Origin of the sequence: Glutamicibacter sp. ZJUTW (assembly GCF_008370855.1) — a bacterium.
GTDB lineage: Bacteria > Actinomycetota > Actinomycetes > Actinomycetales > Micrococcaceae > Glutamicibacter > Glutamicibacter nicotianae.
Map to the genome: position 1 here is coordinate 235,452 of NZ_CP043624.1, position 20,677 is coordinate 256,128.

Below are 20,677 nucleotides of genomic sequence, written 5' to 3' on the forward strand. Positions count from 1 at the left end.
GCCGTAATGTGATGAATCAAACTGTTCCATCCAGTGAAACTTTCTAGACATTTTGCATCGAAATATGATTCACGTACGGCATCGTGTCACATATGCGTAGCATTCGACCGGCAATGTGTGCAGTCGCAGCTTGTTTAGTACTGTTTCAGGTTGACGCAGCGTTGCATCCTTGGCCAGCAGGGCCGTTTCCCCGCCGTTGCGTCAGATGATTTCTCGAAACCAGAAAGACGCCTAGAAGATGAGTGAAAAAGGTCAGGGCCTGACGAAGAAGTCGGCCGGACACGTCATTGTCGACACGCTTGCCGCGCACGGCGTGGAACGAGCCTACGTAGTACCGGGTGAAAGCTACCTGGATGTCCTGGACGGGCTGCATAACTCGCCAATCGAAACCGTGGTCTGCCGCCACGAAGGCGGAGCCACCTACATGGCCGAAGCCGAAGGCAAGATGCACCAGCGCCCCGGCGTTGCCATGGTGACCCGCGGACCCGGAGCTGCCAATGCCCACGTCGGCCTGCATACCGCATGGCAGGACTCGACCCCGCTGGTGCTGTTCGTGGGATTGATCCCGTTCGAGCACCGTGAAAAGGAAGCCTTTCAGGAATTCGATCCGAAGGCATGGTTCGGCACCGGCGCCAAGCGCGTCATGATTCTGGACCACGCCGATCGCGCCAGCGAAGTCGTCGCCGAGGCAATGTTCGCCGCGATGTCCGGACGCCCCGGCCCGGTGGTTGTCGGCCTGCCGGAAGACATCATCCGCAACGAAATTTCTGCCGAAATCCACCCGGAAATCCCGGTGGCCACCGGCGGCATGACCGTAACCGACTGGAAGGCGCTGAACTCCGCCCTGCAGGAAGCAGACAAGCCGCTGTTCATCTTCGGTGGCAACGACTGGTCCCACGAGGGTGCCGCGGACTTCACCCGCTGGCTCGAGGAGCACGACCTGCCGGCCGCTGCCGAATGGCGTTGCGAGGGCACCGTGCCTTTCAGCTCGCCATCCTATGTCGGACCGATCGGCTACGGCCGCCCCAAGCCGACCTATGATCTGCTGGAGGAAACTGACCTGCTGATCTTCGTCGGCACGGTTCCCGGCGATGTCATCACCGACGGGTTCAACGTCCGCCAGAACTGGGACAAGAAGAACTTCCTCGTCACCATCGACCCGTCGCTGCGCGGGCGTTCCGGCCCGGTGTCGCACCAGATTGTCGCCAAGCCGGATGTCTTCGTCCGCGACCTGCTGCTGATGGATCTGCCGGTCAAGGAATCCTGGAAGGAATGGACCTCGCGGATGCGTGGCGAGCAGGAGAAGTTCGCCGAGCTTCCACCAGCCCAGCCATCCGAAGGCCAGGCGAAGATGGCCACCATGATGGCCAATCTGGTCGAATCCCTTCCGGAAGATGCGATGGTGACCTTCGGTGCCGGCGAGCACACCAACTGGGCCCACCGCTACTTCCCGACCAACGGTTACGCTTCCATGCTCTCGGCACGCAACGGTTCCATGGGCTACTCGATCCCTTCGGCCGTCGCCGCATCGCTGAATTACCCGGGCCGCCGCGTGGTGAGCATCGCCGGTGACGGCGAGTTCTTGATGAACGGCCAGGAGCTGGCAACTGCCGCCCAGTACGGCGCCACCCCGCTGGTGATCATCATGGACAACCAGCAGTACGGAACCATCCGCACCCACCAGGAACGCCAGTACCCGGAACGTGTCTCCGGAACACAGCTGCTGAATCCCGACTTCGCGTTGATGGCGCAGTCCTTCGGCGGCTTCGGCGTCCGCGTCGAGGATGATGCAGATGTTCCGGCGGCACTGGCAAGTGCGCTGCGGGCTATCGACGAGAATAAGCAGTTCGCGTTGATCCACTTGGTGGTGGAGCAAGGCGTCAAGGCCTACTAGGCGCTTGCTCTCTTCAGCAAACCGTCTGGTCTGCGATGCGCAATTCCAGCGGGTATCGTTTTGGACGATGCCCGCTGGACGATTTTAACCAGGAAGCCGAGGCAGGCCCGAACCTGGTACTGTCCAGCGGCCAGCTTCGGGCCACCGCCGTAGCGCGTAGAAGATCACAACCGCGCGGGCCGTTCTGTCTTGGCACGCGCCCGCTGAGGAAATAAGATGAATTGCTACAGAATCCCGTGAGCACTAGAACCCCGACCACGAGGTGGATAATCTGATGGCACAGATGAGCGAAGAGCTCATTGAGCAGTGGGCCGACGCGACTGCTGAAATCTACAATGAGTCCCTGACTGGCATTAACCTGACCCGTCTGCCTGAGGCAGTGGCCCAGTACGTCGAACTCTTCGCGCAGAGCGAGAACCTGACGTTCAACGGGGATGCCACCCCCACCGATTACTTCGACAATCACCCGTTCCTCGCAGTGACCGCAGTGCTCAACAGCCCTGAGGCGATGGAGGTGCTGGATTCCGACGCGCAGGACGCATTGGACGCTATGGCCGACTTCACCGAGGCCTGGTACAACTTCGACCTCGAGAACGAGCCCGAACTGGGCATCTCCGAGGCAGATGACGACGGCGACGAAGACTGGTAAGTCTTCCCCCGGCTAAGGCCGGCACCCGGCAGCACCATGCTCGCTGGGTGCCGGCCTTTGCCGTTGGATAGCGGGAAATGGATCGCATGGCAACAGCCATGGAACTATTCCATTTGGCCGCCGAGGGTGGCACTATTCGCATATGAGCCAGTTCAGCGTCTTCGAGAGCACCGTGGTCATCCACCTGCCGGTGCACCGTGTCTGGGAGCTGCTTACCGATTGGGCGGCGGCACCCTTGTGGATCCATGGGATCGGTTCCATGCATTCGGACGACCCGGAACTCAAGGTCGGCACCAACCTGGTGTACCGCGTGGCCGGGCATGAACGCGTGTATCGCGTCCATGACCTGATTGAGAACCGCCTGTTGATCCTGCATACCTCGGAAAATCCCGATGGGCTCTCCTACCGCTACGACCTGAAGGATGACGCGGGGCACACCGAGGTAGTGCTGCAGGTGGCGATCATCAATCCGGACCTGACAGTGGAGCAGTGCGAGGAGCTGGCGGCGAATATCCGTGAAAGCGAAGGCGACAAGCTGGACCAGCTGCGGCTCTACGCAGAGCAGGCTCCCTGAGCGGCAGCCGTTGGCGGGCAGCTATTTGGCAGAGCCGGGAGCCGGCGCCGAGGCGTAGGCCTTCGAGTTCTCCAGCTGGCCATTGAAGAGCTGGTCCACGGTGACCGGGGTGTAGCCAGCGGCCTTCAATTTCTTCACCAGATCCGGCACGGCCTTGACCGAGCTCTCATGGATGTCATGCATCAGGATGATCGATCCCGGCTGGACTTCGTCCATGGCGATGCGCACGGTTTTCTTCGGATCATGGTGTTTCCAATCCAGGGTGTCCACATCCCATAGCACCAACGGGTAGGGAACCAGTCGATCATAAACGGCGCCGTGGCTCCCATAGGGAGGCCGGAAGACGGTCGGCTTCTTCCCGGCAGCCTTTTCTACCGCATCGCTGGTCCACCCCAGCTCATGCTCGATCTGCTCCCGGGTCAGCGACGTGAGATCCGCATGGTCCCAGGTGTGGCTGCCCAACTGGTGGCCTTCGGCAGCCATGCGCTTGACCGTCTCGGGGTACTTGGCGATGTTCTTCCCGACGAGGAAGAAGGTCGCTGGCGCATCCGCCGCCTCCAGCTCGTCGAGCAGCCGTCCGGTGTATAGGCCGGGACCGTCATCGAAGGTCAGCGCCACGCAGCGGGCCACGGTGCAGTCCACCTGCTCGCTGGTCGCAGAGGCAGTCGATTGCGCATCGGGCGCAGGTGCAGATACCGGGGAACATGAAACCAGGCAGGCCAGTGACAGCGGCAGCAGCAGGGACCGGCGCGCCACGCCGGGCAAACGGGAAATCATCCTTCCACCATCTCGCCATCCCGCAGCGATGCCCGGGACCTACACGCCCAAAGCCGCTGGGAATTCGATCCGTGCTCGCCTAACGCCAGCTGGCCGGAGCTTCTCAGCCGCGCTCGCCGTCCAGCGCGGCCGGGACTGGGTCCGAGAGCGGATGCGCGATCTCGTCGTGGGCAAATTTCCCTGCCCACCAGGCGATGATTCCGAACAATGGCGAGGCGAGGCCGGCGATGATGAAAATAGCCTGCAGGCTGAGCACCTGGGTCAAGGGCCCGGCGGCCGCCATGGACAGCGGCATCAGCGCCAGCGAGACGAAGAAATCCAGGCTGGAGATCCGTCCGAGTAGATGGCCTGGCACCCGGCGCTGGAGCAGGGTGCCCCAGATGACCATGCCCACGGCGTCGGTGATGCCGAAGGCCAGCAGGATCGCGAACAGCATCCAGGCTTCATCGACATAGCCCACCAAAGCCAGGGGCAGGGTGCCCAGGCACCAGCAAGCGGTCATCAGGCTCAGGTAGCGCCGCGGGAATTTCGCGGAGGCAACCAGCAGCGAGCCGATTGCCGAACCGAGGCCGAAGAAGGCCAGGGCGAAGCTGAACAGCTGCGCATCCCCGTGCAGGTTGCCGCTGACAATGAACGGGAGCAGCACCTCGAAGGGGCCGATGAAGGTGAACACGGAAATGACAGAGAACAGCAGCGTCCACAGCAGCCAGCGGGTGCGCACCGTGTAGCCGATGCCCTCGCGCAGCTGGCGCAGCATCCCGGGCTGCCCCTGGCCGTCAACTGGCCCCGGCGCGTTGTATGCCTTGCGGTTGGGGATCCGGCGCAGCATCAGCAGCGCCGCCAGGTGGACCACCGCGATGCCGACGATGGCATGCGCCGGCGACAGCGCGGCCACCACGAAGCCTGCGGCCATCGGTCCCAGGGCGGTGTGCACCACCGGACGGGCGGTTCCCTCCAGCCCGTTGGCGGCCAGCAGCTGCTCGGCGGGCAGCATCTTGGGCAGCAGTGCGGAGTAGGCCGGGTAGAAGAAGGCCGAACCTGCCCCGGTGCAGAAGCCGGCGAGGATCAGGTGCCACAGCTGCAGGACCTCGGTGATGGCCAGCAGCGCGGTGACGCCCATGACCGCCAGCGACAGCGCCTCGACCAGCATCACGATCCGCCGGCAGGAATGGCGGTCCGCCATGATCCCGCCGAGCAGCACGAAGCAGAGCAGCCCGGCGGCGCTCGCGGTGGCCACTGCTGACAGCTCCATCGGTCCGCCGCCCAAGCGGCGCACCTGGTAGACCATTGCCACGGCCCACATGCCGGCGGCAAAGGTGGAGAAGACGAGAGCGCTGGCCAGCAGGGCGTAGTCGCGGTAGGCGAACGGCTTGATGAGGCGCAGCGCAGAGGTTTTGAGCGCGCTCATGAAAGCTCCTGCGGTAGTGCGTAGGAATTATCATCCATCCAGTGATTGAGTTCTGTCAATCACTGGGTGGGATTAAAAGATTTCTGGGAGCTACTCGGCGTCATGATCAGTTTCCAGGATGGCGGCCAGCTGCACCAGGGTAGCTTCGGCTCCTTCGCCATCGGCCCCGGCCTCGTCCGTGATTGAGGCGGAATCGTACTATCAACAGTTCCTTACTCGCGGGTTCTCCCGATACCAGGAACCGAGGCCAGGATAGCGAGCCCCGTGAACGGCACCGCGCCGAGCGCGATCATCGCGAGTTCCGGTGAACCGTCGAACTTGATGATGCTATGGGTGAAGACGAGTTGGGATGCGGTTTGGAAAGCGACGTGGATACCGACGGCAGTCCACACGCTGCCAGTGACGAGTCGAGCATAGCCCAGCACAAATCCCATGGCAGCGAACAATGACACGTCGAGCGGGTTGGCTCCGCCGCGGAGCAGGACCGCAGTAGCAACGAAGAGCGCAGTCTGCACTCCGATGACCCACCACGAGGACAACCGCTCAGCAAGAACCGCGGACACGTACCCGCGAAACACAAGTTCCTCGGGGATCGCCTCAGATAAGAGCACCGCGAAGAAGAGCAGGACAAGCACAAGCCAGAATTCGGCGGAGGGCGCTGCGACCTGCAATGGGCTGCCGAGTAGCGCGAGAACAAAGAATGTCGCGGCCGCGGGCACAGACCACGCAATGAAGCCCAGGCAGAACGCTCGCAAGTCCCCTACGGCTGTCGTGAAACCGGCAACGTCGAGTCCGCGGTGCCCTGAACAACGAATGAGGGCCAGGAGCATAGCGATAATGAGGCCAGAAATGACAAGTCCACTGAGGATACGGGTCCGCAGGCTCCCATATGAGGTCGGGTCGGATGAGTTGGCCAGGGCCACCGCGAGCAGCAACGCAGCTACCAGGACTCCGATCATGGAGGCAATGCGAATCAGAACCGTCCAAAGGGGTAATGGTATCCGAAGCTCTTGTACAGTAACCGGTTCAGAATCTGTCATCGTTGAGCGTTGCTTCCGTTAGCAGAACATGGCAATCGAGAGTTGCTACGTCGTCATGGCCAGCGATGGGTCGCGGCCTTCACCCGTGGTGGTCAGTATGGGATTTGCCAGCGGTCTCATCTGAAAACCATCAGCTGCCGGCTGGGTATTCCTGCTCTAGGCAAGACCAGCCGGTTGTTGACGAGTTATGCGTTGTCGGCAATTCCGCGCAGCCGCAAGCGTTCTTCGTCCCACTGTGCGGGCGTCAGATCTGGGATGTTGGGAGCTGCGGGGCGCAACCCGACGAAACCGTCCAATTGCTCGCGCACGATGTCCATGTGACCTGCATGGCGATGGGACTCGGCGATCATATGGATCAAGAGACGCTCTACAGTCGTGTGCCGATGCGTTCCCCACCATGTAACAACGGCAGGGGAATTCAGTTCAGAATGATCCAGAACCTCATCGGCTGCGCTGGTTGCCTCACGGTACAGATTCATGGCATCAGCCAAGGTCATATTCGACGGCGGACGGAAATCGGCCTGGGCGTCATCGTCTGCCATGATGTCTCGGATCAGGGGATTCTCAATCTTCTGCCCAAGGCATTCGATGAAGTACCCGGCTTCGGTGACGGCCAGATGAAGCAGCAACCCCATGACGTGGGTGCCTGTTGCTGTCAGCGGCGTCCGTGCTTGGGCATCGCTCAATCCTTCGCATTTCCACAAGATTGCTTCGCGGGCATCGTTCAGATACTCGCGTAATTGGGCCCCTTGGCCACTTTTGTCAATTGCCATGTGCTGAGTCTAGTGTCACGCAGATTCAATGTCCCGAAGGATGCTTGCCCTGGAACATATGGCGGCGGGACCGCCTGCTCCCGCGCCGAGCCCCTCCTCCTAATTAGGGGCATATCCAGTGATTGAGTTCAAATCACCAATGAGCGGGATTCAAAGAAACCGGGGACCATGCGATGGCGCATGATCCCCGGGAAACCGCTGGAAACTACTCGGCGTCGTGGTCGGTTTCCAGGATGGCGGCCAGCTGCTCCAGGACGGCCTCGGCCCCTTCTCCCTCGGCCCGCAGCACGACGGTGGAACCGTATTCCGCGCCCAGGCCCATCAGCGAGAGGATGCTGGACGCGTCCAGCGCCTCGTCGGCGGGTTCGCCCTCGTGGGCGATGGTGACCTCAACGGGCGCTTCGGCCGCGGCCTCGGCGAAGATGGCTGCCGGGCGGGCATGCAGTCCGACGCGGCTTCCGATGATTGCTGTACGTTCTGCCATGATGGCTCCTTCGGGTTTTCGTGAATGGTTGATTGCGGTAAATTCCGGGGGCCTAGAGGCCAAAGCGGTCCAGCTCGCCCAATTGCGCGCGCACGGCACTGCGTGCCGCCTCTGCGGACTCGGCGTCCAGGGCCAGCTGGGCCAGGCGCTGGGCGGTGGCCAGATCCACGGTGCGCAGCACCGCGGCGACCGGTGCCAGGGCCCGCTTGTTCATGGACAGGGTGCTCACGCCCAGCCCCACCAGCACCACGGCCAGGGCCGGGTCGGCGGCGGCCTCGCCGCACACGCCAACCGGCTTGCCACCAGCTGCCTTGGCACCGGCGGCGGTGGCGGCCACCATGTGCAGCACGGCCGGCTGCCAGGGGTCGTTGAGCTCGGCCAGGGCACCGAGCTGGCGGTCCGCCGCCATGGTGTACTGGGTCAGGTCATTGGTGCCGATGGAGACGAAATCGCAGCGCTGCAGGATCTGGCCTGACAGCATGGCCGCCGAAGGGACCTCGATCATCGTCCCGGCGGTGTCCAGCCCGGCTGCCGTGGCAAGCTGCGCGAACTGCTGCGCTTCGGATGGAATGGAAATCATCGGTGCCATCACCCAGACCTCGGCCTGGTGCTCGCTGGCGGCTTGCGCGATGGCTTCGAGCTGGCGTTCGAGCACACCGGGGCTGGCAAGGGTCGTGCGGTAGCCGCGCACGCCCAGGGCGGGGTTCGGCTCGCTGGCATCGGTCAGGAACGGCAGCGGCTTGTCGGCCCCGGCATCCAGTGTGCGCACCACGACCTTCCGGCCGCCGAAGGCGGCGAACACCGCACCGTAGGCTTCGACCTGCTCTTCGCGGGTAGGTTCCTTGTCCTTGCCCAAGAAGCAGAATTCGGTGCGCAGCAGGCCCACGCCCTCGGCTCCCGCCGCGGCTGCCAGCTGCGCGTCGCCGCCGCTGCCCACATTGGCCAGCAGCGGGACATGGTGCCCGTCAGAAAGCTGGCCGGTGCCGGAGAACTCCGGCAGCTCCTCGCGGTTGGCGTAGGTGGCGGCCAGGTGCTCTTCGGCTGCTCCGGGATCGGCGATGACCAGCCCGTCGATGCCGTCGACGAAGACCTGGTCCCCATCGGCCAGCGCGGTGGTGCCGGGCGCCGCCACGACGGCCGGAAGGCCCAGCGAGCGGGCGATGATGGCGGTATGCGATTGCGGCCCGCCATCGGAGGTGACCAGCGCCAGCACCTTCGCCGGATCCAGTGTCGCGGTATCTGCCGGAGCCAGGTCCACCGCGGCCAGGATGAACGGCTCATCCGAGTCGGGGATGCCCGGTGCGGGCACGCCGCGCAGCTGCGCGACGATGCGGGCGCGCACGTCGAGCACGTCGCCGGCGCGTTCGGCCATGTAGCCGCCGAGGGCCGACAGCTGCGTGGCCACCGCATCGGCGGCCTCCCAGATGGCCGATTCGGCGCAGGTGCCGGAGGCGACCAGCTTGGTGGCGGACTTGAGCAGGGTGCGGTCGCTGGCCATCAGCGCGGTGGCCTTGAGCACCGCTTGGGCATCGCCCGTGGCCTGCGCCGCGCGCTCCTTGAGCTGCGCGGCAACCGCTTGCGCGGCCGCGGCCAGGCGCTCGGCCTCGGCTTCCGGGCTGGAGCCTGCCGGCAAAGGGGCGCCGTCTGCGGGCGGGAGGATCGGTTCGGGCATGCGGCGCACGGATCCGATGACCCGTCCGGCGCTGACGCCTACTCCGGTGAATGCCTGGCTCATGCTGCGGCCTTTGCCTCTTCAACGGCTCCCGCGGGGGCCTTGCGGACATATTTCTTCAGGACGATCACCAGCGCCGCGGAAACCAGAGTACCGATGACGGTGGCCAGCAGGAACATCGGCCAGGTGTTATCCATGGCGAAGAAGACGAAGATGCCGCCGTGCGGTGCCTGGGAGAGCACATCGAAGCTCATGATCAGCGAGCCGGTGACCCCGGCGCCCACCATGGAAGCCGGGATGACGCGCAGCGGGTCGGCCGCGGCGAAGGGGATAGCGCCTTCGGAAATGAAGGCGGCGCCCAGCAGCCAGGCCGCCTTGCCGTTTTCGCGCTCGGCGGCGGTGAACAGCTTCGGCGAGAGCGCGGTGGCCAGCGCCATGGCCAGCGGCGGAACCATGCCGGCCGCCATCACGGCCGCCATGATCATCAGCGGGGCGGGGTTCTCCGCAACCGAGCCGGTGCCCAGGCCTGCCACGGCGAAGGAATAGGCCACCTTGTTGACCGGTCCACCCAAGTCCACCGCCATCATCAGGCCCAGGATCAGGCCGAGCACGGCCGCTGCGACGCCGGACATGCCCGAAAGCCAGTCGTTCAGCGCCAGGGTCAGCTTGGCGATCGGCCCGCCGAGGAAGAGGAACATCAGCCCGGAGGCGATGATCGAGCCGAGCAACGGCACGATGACCACCGGCATCAGTCCGCGCATGAAGCGCGGCACGGACCAGGAATTGATCCAGCGGCAGGCCAGGCCGGCGATAAGGCCGCCGATGATGCCGCCGATGAATCCGGCGCCCATGAACCCTGCCACCGCGCCGGCGGTGAAGCCCGGGGCGATGCCGGGGCGGTCCGCGTAGGCGTAGGCGATGTAGCCTGCCAGTGCCGGAACCAGGAAGGACATGGACAGCGAACCGATCTTGAACGCGACGGCGCCGAGATAGGCACCCAGCGGGCCGAACGGCGCATCCAGCTGCGACATCACATCGGCGCCGGGCAGGTTGAACAGCGTGCTGGAACCCAGCACGCCATCGGCCACGCCGCTGATCGAGTACCCGCCAAGCAGGAAGCCCAAGGCGATGAGCAGGCCGCCGCCGGCGACGAACGGGATCATGTAGGAGACGCCGGTGAGCAGTGCGCGCTTCAGGCCTGCGCCGAAGGATTCGCTGCCGGCGGATTCTTCGCTGGACGCGGCGGCACTCCCGGGAACGCGGCGTGCCTGGGGATCTTGGGAGGCGGCGATGGCGTCATTGATCAGCTTTTCCGGCTCGTCGATGCCGCGCTTGACCGGAACCTGGATCACCGGCTTGCCGGCAAAGCGGCCGCGGTCGCGCACATCCACGTCCACCGCGAAAATCACTGCGTCGGCGGCTTCGATGACCGCCGGATCCAGCGGGGTGGAACCCGAGGAGCCCTGGGTTTCCACCGCGAAGTCGACACCCATTTCGCCGGCGGCCTGGGCCAGCGAATCGGCTGCCATGTAGGTGTGCGCGATGCCGGTGGGGCAGGCAGTGACCGCGATGATCTTCTTCGTGGCAACGGCCGGGGCGGCCGGCGCGGCGGGGCTGGCAGCCAGGGAAGCGTCGGGGAGGGAGACCGCCGGGGCGTCGGAGACAACCGCGCGGATCAGCTCGACGATCTCGGCTTCGCTGCCGGCTTCGCGCAGCGAAGCGGTGAAGGATTTCTTCACCAGGGCGCGGGCGAGCTTGGAGAGCAGCTTGAGGTGGGCCTGGTCGGCGCCATCCGGGGCGGCGATGAAGAACACGAGGTCGGCTTCGCCGTCCTTGGCGCCGAAGTCCACCTTCGGTTCCAGGCGGGCCATGGCCAGGGTCGGCTCGGTCACCGCTGCCGAACGGCAGTGCGGAATGGCGATGCCGCCGGGCACCCCGGTAGCGGTCTTGGCTTCGCGGGCCTTGGCATCGGCGGCCAGGGCGGCGGCATCGGTGGCGCGCCCCTGGTTGGCCACCAGCAGGGCCAGCTTCTCGATGACCTCGCTCGTGCTGTTGCCCAGGTCGGCGTCGAGCAGCACGAGCTCTGCGGTGATTAGTTCACTCATGACTCGGTTCCTTGCGTTGAGGTAAGTTCGCTGACGGTTACGGCGCCAGCGGTGAGATCGGATTCTGTCGGGATGGTGGAGCCAGGCAGTTGCGTTGCCGCAGCTCCGTAGGCGACGGCGTTTCTCAGCCGTTCAGGGGCGCTGGCCCCAGCGGCATCGGCCAGCAGGTAGCCGGCCAGCGAGGAATCGCCAGCCCCCACGGTGCTGCGCGGGATGATCGGGGTGTGCGAACCATGCCAGGCGCCCTGCTTGGTGACCAGCAGCGCGCCCTGTGCCCCGAGCGTGGCCAGCACCGCGCCGGCGCCCCGGTCCAGCAGCTGCTGCGCGCAGCTGGCGGCCAGCTCGATGGAGCCTTCCAGTGCCGCTTCGCTGTAGCCGCCAGCCAGCTGCGCCAGTTCCTCGGCGTTGGGCTTGACCAGGTCTGGGATGTGCTGCTGGCCGTGGGCAAAGAGCTCGAGCAGCGGTGCGCCGGAAGTGTCCACGGCGATCTTCGGGCACTTTGCGCCCAGGGCCGCGCGCAATTTTGAGGTCAGCTGCGCATAGAAGCCGGCGGGAACTCCCGGCGGCAGCGAGCCGGCCATCACCAACCAGCTGGCGCCGGCGGCCGCTTCGGCGACCAGCTCGCCGAGCTCGGCCAGCTGCTGCGCATCAAGGGCGGGACCTGGCTCATTGATCTTGGTGGTGGTGCCATCGGGATCGGTCAGGGTGGTGTTGGTGCGCAGCGCTTCGGCGATCGGCAGGTTCCGGTGAGCCAGCTGGTCGTGGGCCAGCGCGGTGACCAGCGGGTCGGTGCTGGCTCCGGGCAGCACGGCCAAGGTGGCGCCACCCGCCGCGGCGATGGCGCGCGAGACGTTCACTCCCTTGCCTGCCGCCTGGACATGGCTGGCCACAGCGCGCTGCACGGCACCGGGAGCCAGCGGCTCGCCCAGCTCGATGGTTTTGTCCAGTGCCGGATTGGCGGTCAGCGTGATGATCATGCGATCACCACCTCGACATCCGCGGCTTCCAGCGCGGCAGCGAGCTCCTCGCCGGGCTGCTGGTCGGTGACCAGGGTGTCGATGTCTTCAAACCGGGCAAAGCAGACCAGGGTTTCCTGGTCGAATTTGGATCCGTCGGCCAGCAGCACCACGCGGCGGGCGCTGGCGACCAGGGCGCGCTTGACGGCGGCTTCCAGCGGGTCCGGGGTGCTCAGGCCGAATCCTGCATGCAGCCCGTTGGTGCCGATGAAGGCGATGTCCGCCCGGTACTGGGAATATTCCTGCACGGTGCGGGCTCCGCTGGAGGCGCCGGTGATGCCGCGGACCCGCCCGCCGATCAGCTCCAAGGCGATATCCGGGCTGTGGACCAGGGCAGCGGCGATGGGCAGGGCATGGGTGATGACCACCAGGCCGTTGCCCGCGGCGCTTTTGAGCATGCGCTCGGCCAGGATTTCCGTGGTGGTTCCCGCGTCGATGACAACTGAGGCGTCGGAGACCGGCAGCAGGCTCAGTGCGCGCTGGGCGATGCGGGCCTTGGGCTCGGAATGGATGGCGGTGCGCACCACGTAGCTTTCCTCGCGGGTGCTCGCCTCGGTGATGGCAACCGCTCCGCCGTGGACGCGGCGAAGGTAGTTCTCGGACTCAAGTTGGGCCAGATCCCGCCGCACAGTTTCCCGGGTGATGTCGAAGCGCTGCGCGAGCTCGGCGACGGTTACTTTCCCGTCAGCTTCGAGCTGCCCAACGATCAGCCGGTGTCGTTCTTCGGCGAACATTCTTGCCTCCGCAATTCCTCATGACCTGCAACACATCAATCTGTGTTTCCATGACTTTATGCCCGATTGCGTGGCATCGTCAAGTAAAAATCTAGGGAAATCTTGGCTTTATTTGGTTTTAAGTGGGTTTCGGGGGAAGGCGAGGAAATTGCATCGCGCATGATTGCGCAGGTGAACTGTACGTTCCTGCCGAATGAGCCGCGGGAAAAGCCCAGTCCCGTCGGCCTGCACGGAAACTCTGGAGCTGTTCCGAACACGTAATGGGTGCATGCAGCTGAATGCTGCATGCACCCACTATGTGGAGCTCCGGACTTTCTAGGCGAGGACCTGTCGCTTCGCGGAAATCACGCCGGTGTTGAATCCGGCCAGGCGCAAACCGCCATGGAAGCGGGCGTGCTCGATCTTCACGCAGCGGTCCATGACCACGTTCATGCCCGCGGCCTCGGCGCGATGGGCCACTTCCTCGTGCCAGGAGCCCAGCTGCAGCCACAGGGTCTTCGCGCCCACGGCCAGGGCCTCGTCCAGCACGCCGGGCAGGTCATCATGCTTGCGGAAGACCTCCACCAGATCCGGGGTCTCCGGAAGATCGGCGAGCGACTTGTACACCGGCTGGCCCAGGATCTCATCGAGTACCGGGTTGATGAAGTACACCTTGTACCGTGAAGAGGAGAGCAGGTAGGTAGCCACGAAGTAGCTGGCGCGCGACGGCTTGTTCGATGCGCCGACAATGGCGATGGTCTTCGTCTCGCGCAGGATCTCCAGGCGCTGCGCGGCTCCCGGGCCTTCCCAGGTGGTTTCAACGGCAGTCATTAGTTTGCTCCCTTCGAAGCGGTTGGCAATGCGCAGGCGGAACCGTCATAAGTTGGCGCTTCGAACTGCGCGGCGGAACCGGCGGCAGCCTCCTGCGAAGCGGCCAGTGCCTGGTCCAGATCCCAGAGGATGTCCTCGACGTCTTCAAGGCCCACGGACAAGCGGATCAAGTCTTCCGGCACGCCAGCGGAGACCAGCTGCTCGGCGCTCAGCTGCTGGTGCGTGGTGGAGGCGGGGTGCAGCACCAGGGTGCGGGCATCGCCGATGTTGGCCAGGTGGCTGGCCAGTTGCAGCGCCTCGATGAACTTGGCACCGGCTTCGCGTCCGCCCTTCACGCCGAAGCTGAAGACCGAGCCGACGCCCAGGGGCAGCAGCTTCTTGGCCTGCTCGTGCTGCGGGTGGGAATCCAGGCCTGCGTAGTTCACGTAGGTGACGCGCTCATCGGATTCCAGCCAGGCGGCGACCTGCTTGGCGTTGGACAGGTGGTTGTCCATGCGCTGCGGCAGGGTCTCCAGGCCCTGCAGCAGCTGGAATGCCGACTGGGCCGGCAGCGACGGACCAAAGTCGCGCAGCTGCTCGCTGCGCAGCTTGGTCAAGAAGCCGTATTCGCCGAAGTTGTCCCACCAGGAGACGTTGCCGTAGCTGGCTACCGGCTCGGTCATGGTGGGGAACTTGCCGTTGCCCCAGTTGAACTTGCCCGACTCGATGACCACGCCGCCCAGGGTGGTGCCGTGCCCGCCGATGAACTTGGTGGCCGAGTGGATCACGATGTCCGCGCCGTGCTCGATGGGGCGAAGGATGTATGGGGGAGTGAGCGTCGAGTCCACTACCAGCGGGATGTTGTGGCGGTGCGCCACCTCGGCCAGGCCCTTCAGATCGGCGATGTCGCCGGACGGGTTGGCCACCACCTCGGTGTAGACGGCCTTGGTGTTCTCCTGGATTGCGGCTTCGAAGTCCGCGGGATCGTTGGAGTCGATAAAGGTGGTGTCCACGCCGAAGCGGCGCAGCGAGACATCCAGCTGGGTGATGGTGCCGCCGTAGAGCTTCGAGGAGGCGACAATGTGGTCGCCGGCTTGGGTCAGCGCCGCGAAGGTGACGAATTCCGCGGCCATGCCCGAGCCGGTGGCTACCGCGCCGATGCCGCCTTCCAGCGAAGCCATGCGCTCTTCGAAGGCCGCCACGGTCGGGTTGCCGATGCGTGAGTAGATGTTGCCGTACTTCTGCAGGGCAAAGAGGTTGGCCGCATCGTCAGCGTCCTTGAACACGAACGACGTGGTCTGGTAGATGGGCACTGCGCGTGAGCCATGCTCGGCATCGGGGGTGCCTCCGGCATGCAGGGCGCGGGTGCGGAATCCAAACTTGTGATCTGCCATGGTGGCTTACGACTCCTTGTCGATTGGGGTTTCGCGTGCACCGCAGGGCGGGCCGCGATCGAGGCAGGAATCCCGGAATCAATGTCGCTTCCTGCCGTTCTCCAACGGGTAAGCGGCTGCATCGTTTCTGGCGGTAGCACCGTAACCACCGGATGTGGCAGGTTGCTGCGGCGTCATCGAACCAGATCTCTCAGCCGCTCGGGATGGTGTAATAATCTTCGCAACATGACCGTTCGTGACCCAACTATGAGTCGTAACGTTGCGTATCGGGCCTGTGATCGGAGATTCTTCGACATCTATGGCACCGGTAGGCTGGAGTCATGGATACTTCGCTGGCACTGGTTCGACACGGGCAGACCGATTGGAACCTTGCAGGCCGACTGCAGGGGCAAACCGACATCCCGCTGAACGAAACCGGACGCGAGCAAGCTCGCGAAGTCGGGCGCAAGCTCATCGGCCAAGACTTTTCGCTCATTCTGGCATCCCCTTTGGCGCGTGCCCGGGAAACTGCCGTGCTGATTGCCCAGCAGATCGGGGCAGAAACGGGCAACGCAGTTCCGGAACTCATTGAACGCGGTTTCGGCCCGCTGGAGGGCCGGATCATGGCGGAGGTCAGCGACGAGGAATCGGCTGCCGCCGCAGACCAGATTGAGCCGCGTGCGCACATCTTGATCCGCGCGGTGCCAGCGCTGCTGGGCCTAGCCAGCAAGCATGCCGGACGCAAGATCATGATTGTGAGCCATGGGGCCACCATGCGCACCATTCGCGACGCCTTGGCAGGAACCAGACAAGCCCAAGGCGTGGAGAATGGCGAAACTATCGACGTGGATTTGGCCCGGCTTGAGCAGCTCGCCGGTGAATCCGACTTGGTGGCATTCTAGGAATCCGTGCGGCAGCGGGGTGAATGAAAAAATTTTTCATTCACACCTCACAGAACAGGTGGCCGTTGCGTTTACATGGTGAGAGGCCAGCAGGTCGCGAAATCCCAGGAGAGCCATGCAAGCACCATTCGAGCGGATAGTCCAAGACTATGGACTGAACGTCCTGCGTGTTTGCCGCGCCCTGCTGGATGAGCACCGCGCGCAAGATGCCTGGTCCGAAACCTTCCTCGCCGCGCTCAAGGCGTACCCGCAGCTGCCAGATGATGCCAATGTCCTGGCGTGGCTGGTGCGCATTGCCCGGAACAAGGCCATTGACGAGTTGCGCAAGCATAAGCCGGAGATCCTTAATGACCAGGACATGGATGGTCCCGCGTCCGGGATGAACCGGCCGGATCTGCAGTTGGACAATCTTCAGCTCTGGCACGAGGTGAATCAGCTTCCCGGCAAGCAAAGGCAGGTCGTGGCCTATCGGTACCTGGGCGGGATGAGCTACGCGCAAATTGCCGAAATCCTTTCGGGCAGCGAAGCCGCTGCCCGCAGGGCCGGTGCCGACGGGATCAAGAACCTGCGGGTCCGGCTAGACGACCAGGAACTATGGCGGGAGCAGCCATGAACGAAAAAAATTATCAGCAGCAGGCGACGGCCGCTGAAATGCAAACCCTCGACGCGCTGCAAGGCCAGCTCGCTGAAAAAGCCCGCGCGCTTGAACTTGTCGATGTCGCCTATCGGGTGGTCGACAGCCCAGTGGGTTCATTGCTGCTGGCCAGCACCGATGCCGGGCTGGTGCGGGTGGCATTCGAATCCGAGGGCCACGACCGGATACTTGAGCTGCTCTCGGAAAAGCTCAGCCCACGCATCCTGCGCGACAAGTCGAGCCTGGATGGGACCGCCCGGCAACTCGATGAGTACTTCGCGGGCACACGGCACAGTTTCGAGCTCCCGGTGGATCTGCAGCTCTCTACGCAGTTCCGCCGCCAAGTGCAGCTGGAACTGGGGCATATCGATTACGGGCAGACCCTCAGCTACGCCCAGCTGGCGCAGCAGATCGGCAAGCCGAAGGCGGTGCGAGCCGTCGGCTCAGCGTGCGCCACCAACCCGATTCCCATCGTGCTGCCCTGCCACCGCGTGCTGCGTACCGATGGTTCGCTGGGTGGCTACCTGGGTGGCTTGGAAGCCAAGACGGAACTGCTGAAACTGGAGAATCCGGACTTCGCCGGCAGCGCGGCGACGTTGTTCTAGCGGCCAAAAACTGCATAAAAAAAGTGCTGGGCTGTTGCTCCCCACCAGGGGAGCAACAGCCCAGCACTATCTGCCAGAAGCTAGCGGCCGGTTAGCGGCTACTTGGCCAGCAGTTCGAAGCGATCCGCGTCCATGAGCTTGGCCCATGCAGTAGCGAAGTCCTTGACGAACTTCTCCTTGGCGTCGTCCGAGGCGTAAACTTCGGCGAGAGCACGCAGTTCCGAGTTGGAGCCGAAGACCAGGTCCACGCGGCTGCCGGTCCAACGGCCGTCGGTGGTGGTGTAGGTCTGCTCGTCAGCCGACGGGGTCCACTCCAGACCGAGTTCCAGCAGGTTCGCGAAGAAGTCGTTGGTCAGAGCGCCCGGGGTGTCGGTGAAGACGCCCTTGTTCGAGCCGTCCCAGTTGTTGCCGATGACACGCAGGCCGCCGAGCAGCACGGTCATCTCCGGAGCCGACAGGCCCAGCAGGTTCGCGCGGTCGATCAGCAGGTACTCGCTAGGCAAGTTCAGGAAACCGGAGTCGTAGTTGCGGAAGCCGTCAGCGACTGGCTCCAGCCAAGCGAACTGCTCCACGTCGGTCTGCTCCTGGGTTGCGTCAACGCGACCCGGGGTGAATGGAACCTCGACTTGCTGTCCGGCTGCCAGGGCAGCCTGCTCAACACCGACGTTGCCGGCCAAGACCACAACATCGGCGAAGGATGCCTTGATCTCGGAGGTGGCGTTGAACTGGTCAACGATTTCCTCGAGCTTGGCGATTACTGGCTTCAGCTGCTCCGGCTGGTTCACTGACCAGGAAACCTGCGGCTCCAGGCGGATGCGGCCGCCGTTTGCGCCGCCGCGCTTATCCGAAGAACGGAAGGTCGCTGCGGCCTTCCACGCGGTGGAGACCAGCTGCTGCACCGAAAGGCCAGCGTCGTTGATCAGGGACTTCAGCTCGGCGATTTCCTTGGCACCCAGGGTGGTTTCTGGAGCAGCCGGCAGCGGATCCTGCCAGAGCAGGTCCTCGGCTGGAACCTCTGGGCCGAAGTAGCGGGACTTCGGGCCCATGTCGCGGTGGGTCAGCTTGAACCAGGCGCGGGCGAAGGCGTCGGCGAACTTGTGCGGGTTCTCCTTGAAGTTCTTGGAGATCGGACCATAAATCGGATCGAAGCGCAGTGCCAGGTCGCTGGTCAGCATGCGCGGTTCGCGCTTCTCCAAGGTGTCGAACGCAGGCTGAACCAGGCCGGCTCCGCCGCCGTTGACCGGGCGCCACTGCTTGGCACCTGCTGGCGACTCGAACAGTTCCCACTCGTAAGCGAACAGGATGTGGAAGAACTCGTTGTCCCAACGGGTTGGGTGGTAGGTCCAGGTCACTTCCAGACCGGAGGACACGGTGTCTGCACCCTTGCCGGTGCCGTGGCCGTTCTTCCAACCCAGGCCCTGCATTTCCAGCGGAGCTGCTTCTGGATCCGGACCGATCTTGTCATCGGCGTGGGCGCCGTGGGTCTTGCCGAAGGTGTGGCCGCCAGCGATCAGCGCTACGGTCTCTTCGTCATTCATGCCCATGCGGCGGAAGGTTTCGCGGATGTCGATGGCCGAAGCCAGCGGATCCGGGTTGCCGTCTGGACCCTCGGGGTTCACGTAGATCAGGCCCATCTGGACTGCAGCCAGAGGGGCTTCCAGGTCGCGCTTGCCGGTGTAGCGCTCGTTGTCCAGCCACACCTTTTCAGGGCCCCAGTAAACGTCGTCGTCAGCTTCCCAGACGTCCTTGCGGCCGCCGGCGAAGCCGAAGGTCTCGAAGCCCATGTCCTCCAGAGCCACGTTGCCGGCCAGCAGGATCAGGTCGGCCCAGGAGATGGCCTGGCCATACTTCTTCTTTACCGGCCACAGCAGGCGGCGAGCCTTATCCAGCGATACGTTGTCTGGCCACGAGTTCAATGGGGCGAAGCGCTGCTGGCCTGCGCCGCCGCCGCCACGCCCATCGTGGGAGCGGTAGGTGCCGGCGGAGTGCCAAGCCATGCGGATGAAGAACGGACCATAGTGTCCGAAGTCTGCTGGCCACCAGTCGTGGGACTGGGTCATGATCTCGGCCAAGTCGGCCTTCAGGGCCTCCATGTCCAGTGCGTTGAACGCCTCGATGTAATCGAAGTCCTCATCCAACGGGTTCGATACCTGCTGGTTCTTAGCAAGGATCTTCAGGTTCAGCTTGTTCGGCCACCATTCGGTATTGGCGTTGCCCTGGGTTGGGTGAACTCGACCCGCGCCAACTACTGGGCACTGACCTGCGGTCGTCTCAGACATGTGCTCTTCCTTCCGGATTTTTTAGGGGATTGTGCGGTTCATGTCCGCCACGCGGGAACGAGTCCTGCGTGATGGCAAATCTAGGGGTTTACTACGACATCTTTCTGCGCATTCGTAGCCTGGCAATCAGGGCAGGTGCCCCAGTAGATCACTTCGGCCTCGTCGATGCTGAAGCCGTGATCGTTGGACGCATGCAGGCACGGGGCGCCGCCGACAGCGCAGTCGACGTCCGCCAGCTTGCCGCACTGGCGGCACACCACATGGTGGTGATTGTCGCCAACGCGGGCTTCGTAGCGGGCGGTATGGCCCTGCGGCTGTATCTGCCGGATGACTCCCAGCTTCGTGAAAAGCTTCAGCGAATCGTAGACAGCTTGGTGCGACACATTGGGGTGCCCTTCGCGAACGGCCGAAATGATGGTTTCGGTATCAGCGTGCGGGTGCGCAGCGACAGCGGACAGTACCGCAACGCGGGGTTGTGTAACCCGCATCGATGCCGCCTTCAGCACCTGCTCGATCCCTGCCTTTGATGTCATGTAACCAGCATGCCCGCTTATTTTGAATGAGTCAAGATAAGTTCGAATGTATTACAGGTTACAAGTTGGTGAGTGGCAACAATGCGCCGAAAGAGCTTCTGTGCAGGAAGTATGCCTTTTGAGGCATGCCTTGGCGGAGGGGAATCGAAGCTGAGGTGATTGTTGAATTCCGGATATTCGAGACGAATAAACGAAGTGGAGAATGGTTCATTCCGATTTCGGAGGTAATTCGGGGCGGGGAAGGATTTAGCGGAAGCGGAAACCGGAAATTCGAGTGAGGCGAGGAAGCTCACACGGATCGCGGCACCAGCGAAAACATCTTGATCCAGTGCGTATCCAACGTTGAAAATGGCGTGAAATCAAGGATCTGATTTGACCCTCGGTGAGATGTCGACAATGCTGGAAAAGGCCCATTTTGGATTTATCGTGTCAATTC

At 63.8% G+C, this 20,677-nt stretch carries 19 protein-coding genes and 1 riboswitch; of the genes, 6 read left to right on the forward strand and 13 right to left on the reverse strand.

Going from position 1 to position 20,677, the window contains the following annotated elements; translation table 11 throughout:
* Positions 1 to 238: 238 nt before the first annotated feature.
* The 3 genes from F0M17_RS01165 (at position 239) to F0M17_RS01175 (ending at position 3,117) form a co-directional block, all read left to right on the forward strand.
* Positions 239 to 1,894, forward strand: coding sequence for a thiamine pyrophosphate-dependent enzyme (locus tag F0M17_RS01165; protein ID WP_073707319.1), 1,656 nt, complete (start codon positions 239 to 241; stop codon positions 1,892 to 1,894).
* A gap of 274 nt (positions 1,895 to 2,168) precedes the next feature.
* Entirely contained in the window at positions 2,169 to 2,543 is a 375-nt protein-coding gene (locus tag F0M17_RS01170; protein ID WP_038991978.1) for a hypothetical protein, read from the forward strand.
* A 142-nt stretch (positions 2,544 to 2,685) separates the two neighbouring features.
* Positions 2,686 to 3,117 (forward strand): SRPBCC family protein, encoded by a 432-nt coding sequence (locus F0M17_RS01175; protein ID WP_073707320.1) that lies wholly within the window; start codon positions 2,686 to 2,688, stop codon positions 3,115 to 3,117.
* A gap of 21 nt (positions 3,118 to 3,138) precedes the next feature.
* Here F0M17_RS01175 and F0M17_RS01180 read toward each other — a convergent pair whose 3' ends face one another.
* The 11 genes from F0M17_RS01180 to F0M17_RS01230 form a co-directional block, all read right to left on the reverse strand.
* Positions 3,139 to 3,894: a polysaccharide deacetylase family protein gene (locus tag F0M17_RS01180; RefSeq protein ID WP_149596155.1), complete on the reverse strand. Its 756-nt coding sequence runs from the start codon at positions 3,892 to 3,894 to the stop codon at positions 3,139 to 3,141.
* Positions 3,895 to 3,997: 103 nt separating this feature from the next.
* Positions 3,998 to 5,302, reverse strand: a complete 1,305-nt coding sequence (locus F0M17_RS01185) for an MFS transporter (RefSeq protein WP_149596156.1) — start codon at positions 5,300 to 5,302, stop codon at positions 3,998 to 4,000.
* Positions 5,303 to 5,514: 212 nt separating this feature from the next.
* Positions 5,515 to 6,342 (reverse strand): CPBP family intramembrane glutamic endopeptidase, encoded by an 828-nt coding sequence (locus tag F0M17_RS01190; RefSeq protein ID WP_149596157.1) that lies wholly within the window; start codon positions 6,340 to 6,342, stop codon positions 5,515 to 5,517.
* 185 nt (positions 6,343 to 6,527) lie between these two features.
* The gene (locus tag F0M17_RS01195) at positions 6,528 to 7,115 is read right to left on the reverse strand and encodes a DinB family protein (protein WP_149596158.1); all 588 of its coding nucleotides are present in this window, start codon (positions 7,113 to 7,115) and stop codon (positions 6,528 to 6,530) included.
* Between the two features lie 205 nt (positions 7,116 to 7,320).
* Complete coding sequence (locus tag F0M17_RS01200; protein ID WP_038991974.1) at positions 7,321 to 7,599, reverse strand: HPr family phosphocarrier protein; 279 nt, start codon at positions 7,597 to 7,599, stop codon at positions 7,321 to 7,323.
* 52 nt (positions 7,600 to 7,651) lie between these two features.
* On the reverse strand, positions 7,652 to 9,334 hold the full coding sequence (gene ptsP / locus F0M17_RS01205; protein WP_149596159.1) for a phosphoenolpyruvate--protein phosphotransferase: 1,683 nt from the start codon (positions 9,332 to 9,334) through the stop codon (positions 7,652 to 7,654).
* The gene (locus F0M17_RS01210; RefSeq protein WP_149596160.1) at positions 9,331 to 11,376 is read right to left on the reverse strand and encodes a fructose-specific PTS transporter subunit EIIC; all 2,046 of its coding nucleotides are present in this window, start codon (positions 11,374 to 11,376) and stop codon (positions 9,331 to 9,333) included. The genes ptsP and F0M17_RS01210 overlap by 4 nt, the downstream gene beginning before the upstream one ends.
* On the reverse strand, positions 11,373 to 12,353 hold the full coding sequence (locus F0M17_RS01215; protein WP_149596161.1) for a 1-phosphofructokinase family hexose kinase: 981 nt from the start codon (positions 12,351 to 12,353) through the stop codon (positions 11,373 to 11,375). The genes F0M17_RS01210 and F0M17_RS01215 overlap by 4 nt, the downstream gene beginning before the upstream one ends.
* Complete coding sequence (locus F0M17_RS01220) at positions 12,350 to 13,126, reverse strand: DeoR/GlpR family DNA-binding transcription regulator (protein ID WP_073707326.1); 777 nt, start codon at positions 13,124 to 13,126, stop codon at positions 12,350 to 12,352. The genes F0M17_RS01215 and F0M17_RS01220 overlap by 4 nt, the downstream gene beginning before the upstream one ends.
* A gap of 315 nt (positions 13,127 to 13,441) precedes the next feature.
* Positions 13,442 to 13,936, reverse strand: a complete 495-nt coding sequence (locus F0M17_RS01225; RefSeq protein WP_038991967.1) for a CoA-binding protein — start codon at positions 13,934 to 13,936, stop codon at positions 13,442 to 13,444.
* The gene (locus F0M17_RS01230) at positions 13,936 to 15,309 is read right to left on the reverse strand and encodes an O-acetylhomoserine aminocarboxypropyltransferase/cysteine synthase family protein (protein WP_149596162.1); all 1,374 of its coding nucleotides are present in this window, start codon (positions 15,307 to 15,309) and stop codon (positions 13,936 to 13,938) included. Before F0M17_RS01230 ends, F0M17_RS01225 begins: the two co-directional genes overlap by 1 nt.
* Before the next feature lie 98 nt (positions 15,310 to 15,407).
* A riboswitch (SAM riboswitch) is annotated at positions 15,408 to 15,519 on the reverse strand.
* A 110-nt stretch (positions 15,520 to 15,629) separates the two neighbouring features.
* Between F0M17_RS01230 and F0M17_RS01235 the strand changes: the two genes are divergently transcribed.
* The 3 genes from F0M17_RS01235 to F0M17_RS01245 all read left to right on the forward strand — a co-directional run bounded on the left by F0M17_RS01235 (position 15,630) and on the right by F0M17_RS01245 (position 17,429).
* Positions 15,630 to 16,190 (forward strand): histidine phosphatase family protein, encoded by a 561-nt coding sequence (locus F0M17_RS01235; protein ID WP_149596163.1) that lies wholly within the window; start codon positions 15,630 to 15,632, stop codon positions 16,188 to 16,190.
* A gap of 115 nt (positions 16,191 to 16,305) precedes the next feature.
* The gene (locus tag F0M17_RS01240; RefSeq protein ID WP_073707328.1) at positions 16,306 to 16,803 is read left to right on the forward strand and encodes an RNA polymerase sigma factor; all 498 of its coding nucleotides are present in this window, start codon (positions 16,306 to 16,308) and stop codon (positions 16,801 to 16,803) included.
* Positions 16,800 to 17,429: a methylated-DNA--[protein]-cysteine S-methyltransferase gene (locus tag F0M17_RS01245; RefSeq protein ID WP_038992054.1), complete on the forward strand. Its 630-nt coding sequence runs from the start codon at positions 16,800 to 16,802 to the stop codon at positions 17,427 to 17,429. The genes F0M17_RS01240 and F0M17_RS01245 overlap by 4 nt, the downstream gene beginning before the upstream one ends.
* A 98-nt stretch (positions 17,430 to 17,527) precedes the next feature.
* Here the strand turns inward: F0M17_RS01245 and katG are convergent, their stop codons facing one another.
* Positions 17,528 to 19,708, reverse strand: a complete 2,181-nt coding sequence (gene katG / locus F0M17_RS01250; RefSeq protein WP_149596164.1) for a catalase/peroxidase HPI — start codon at positions 19,706 to 19,708, stop codon at positions 17,528 to 17,530.
* Positions 19,709 to 19,788: 80 nt separating this feature from the next.
* Entirely contained in the window at positions 19,789 to 20,241 is a 453-nt protein-coding gene (locus tag F0M17_RS01255; RefSeq protein ID WP_149596165.1) for a Fur family transcriptional regulator, read from the reverse strand.
* Positions 20,242 to 20,677 lie beyond the last annotated feature (436 nt).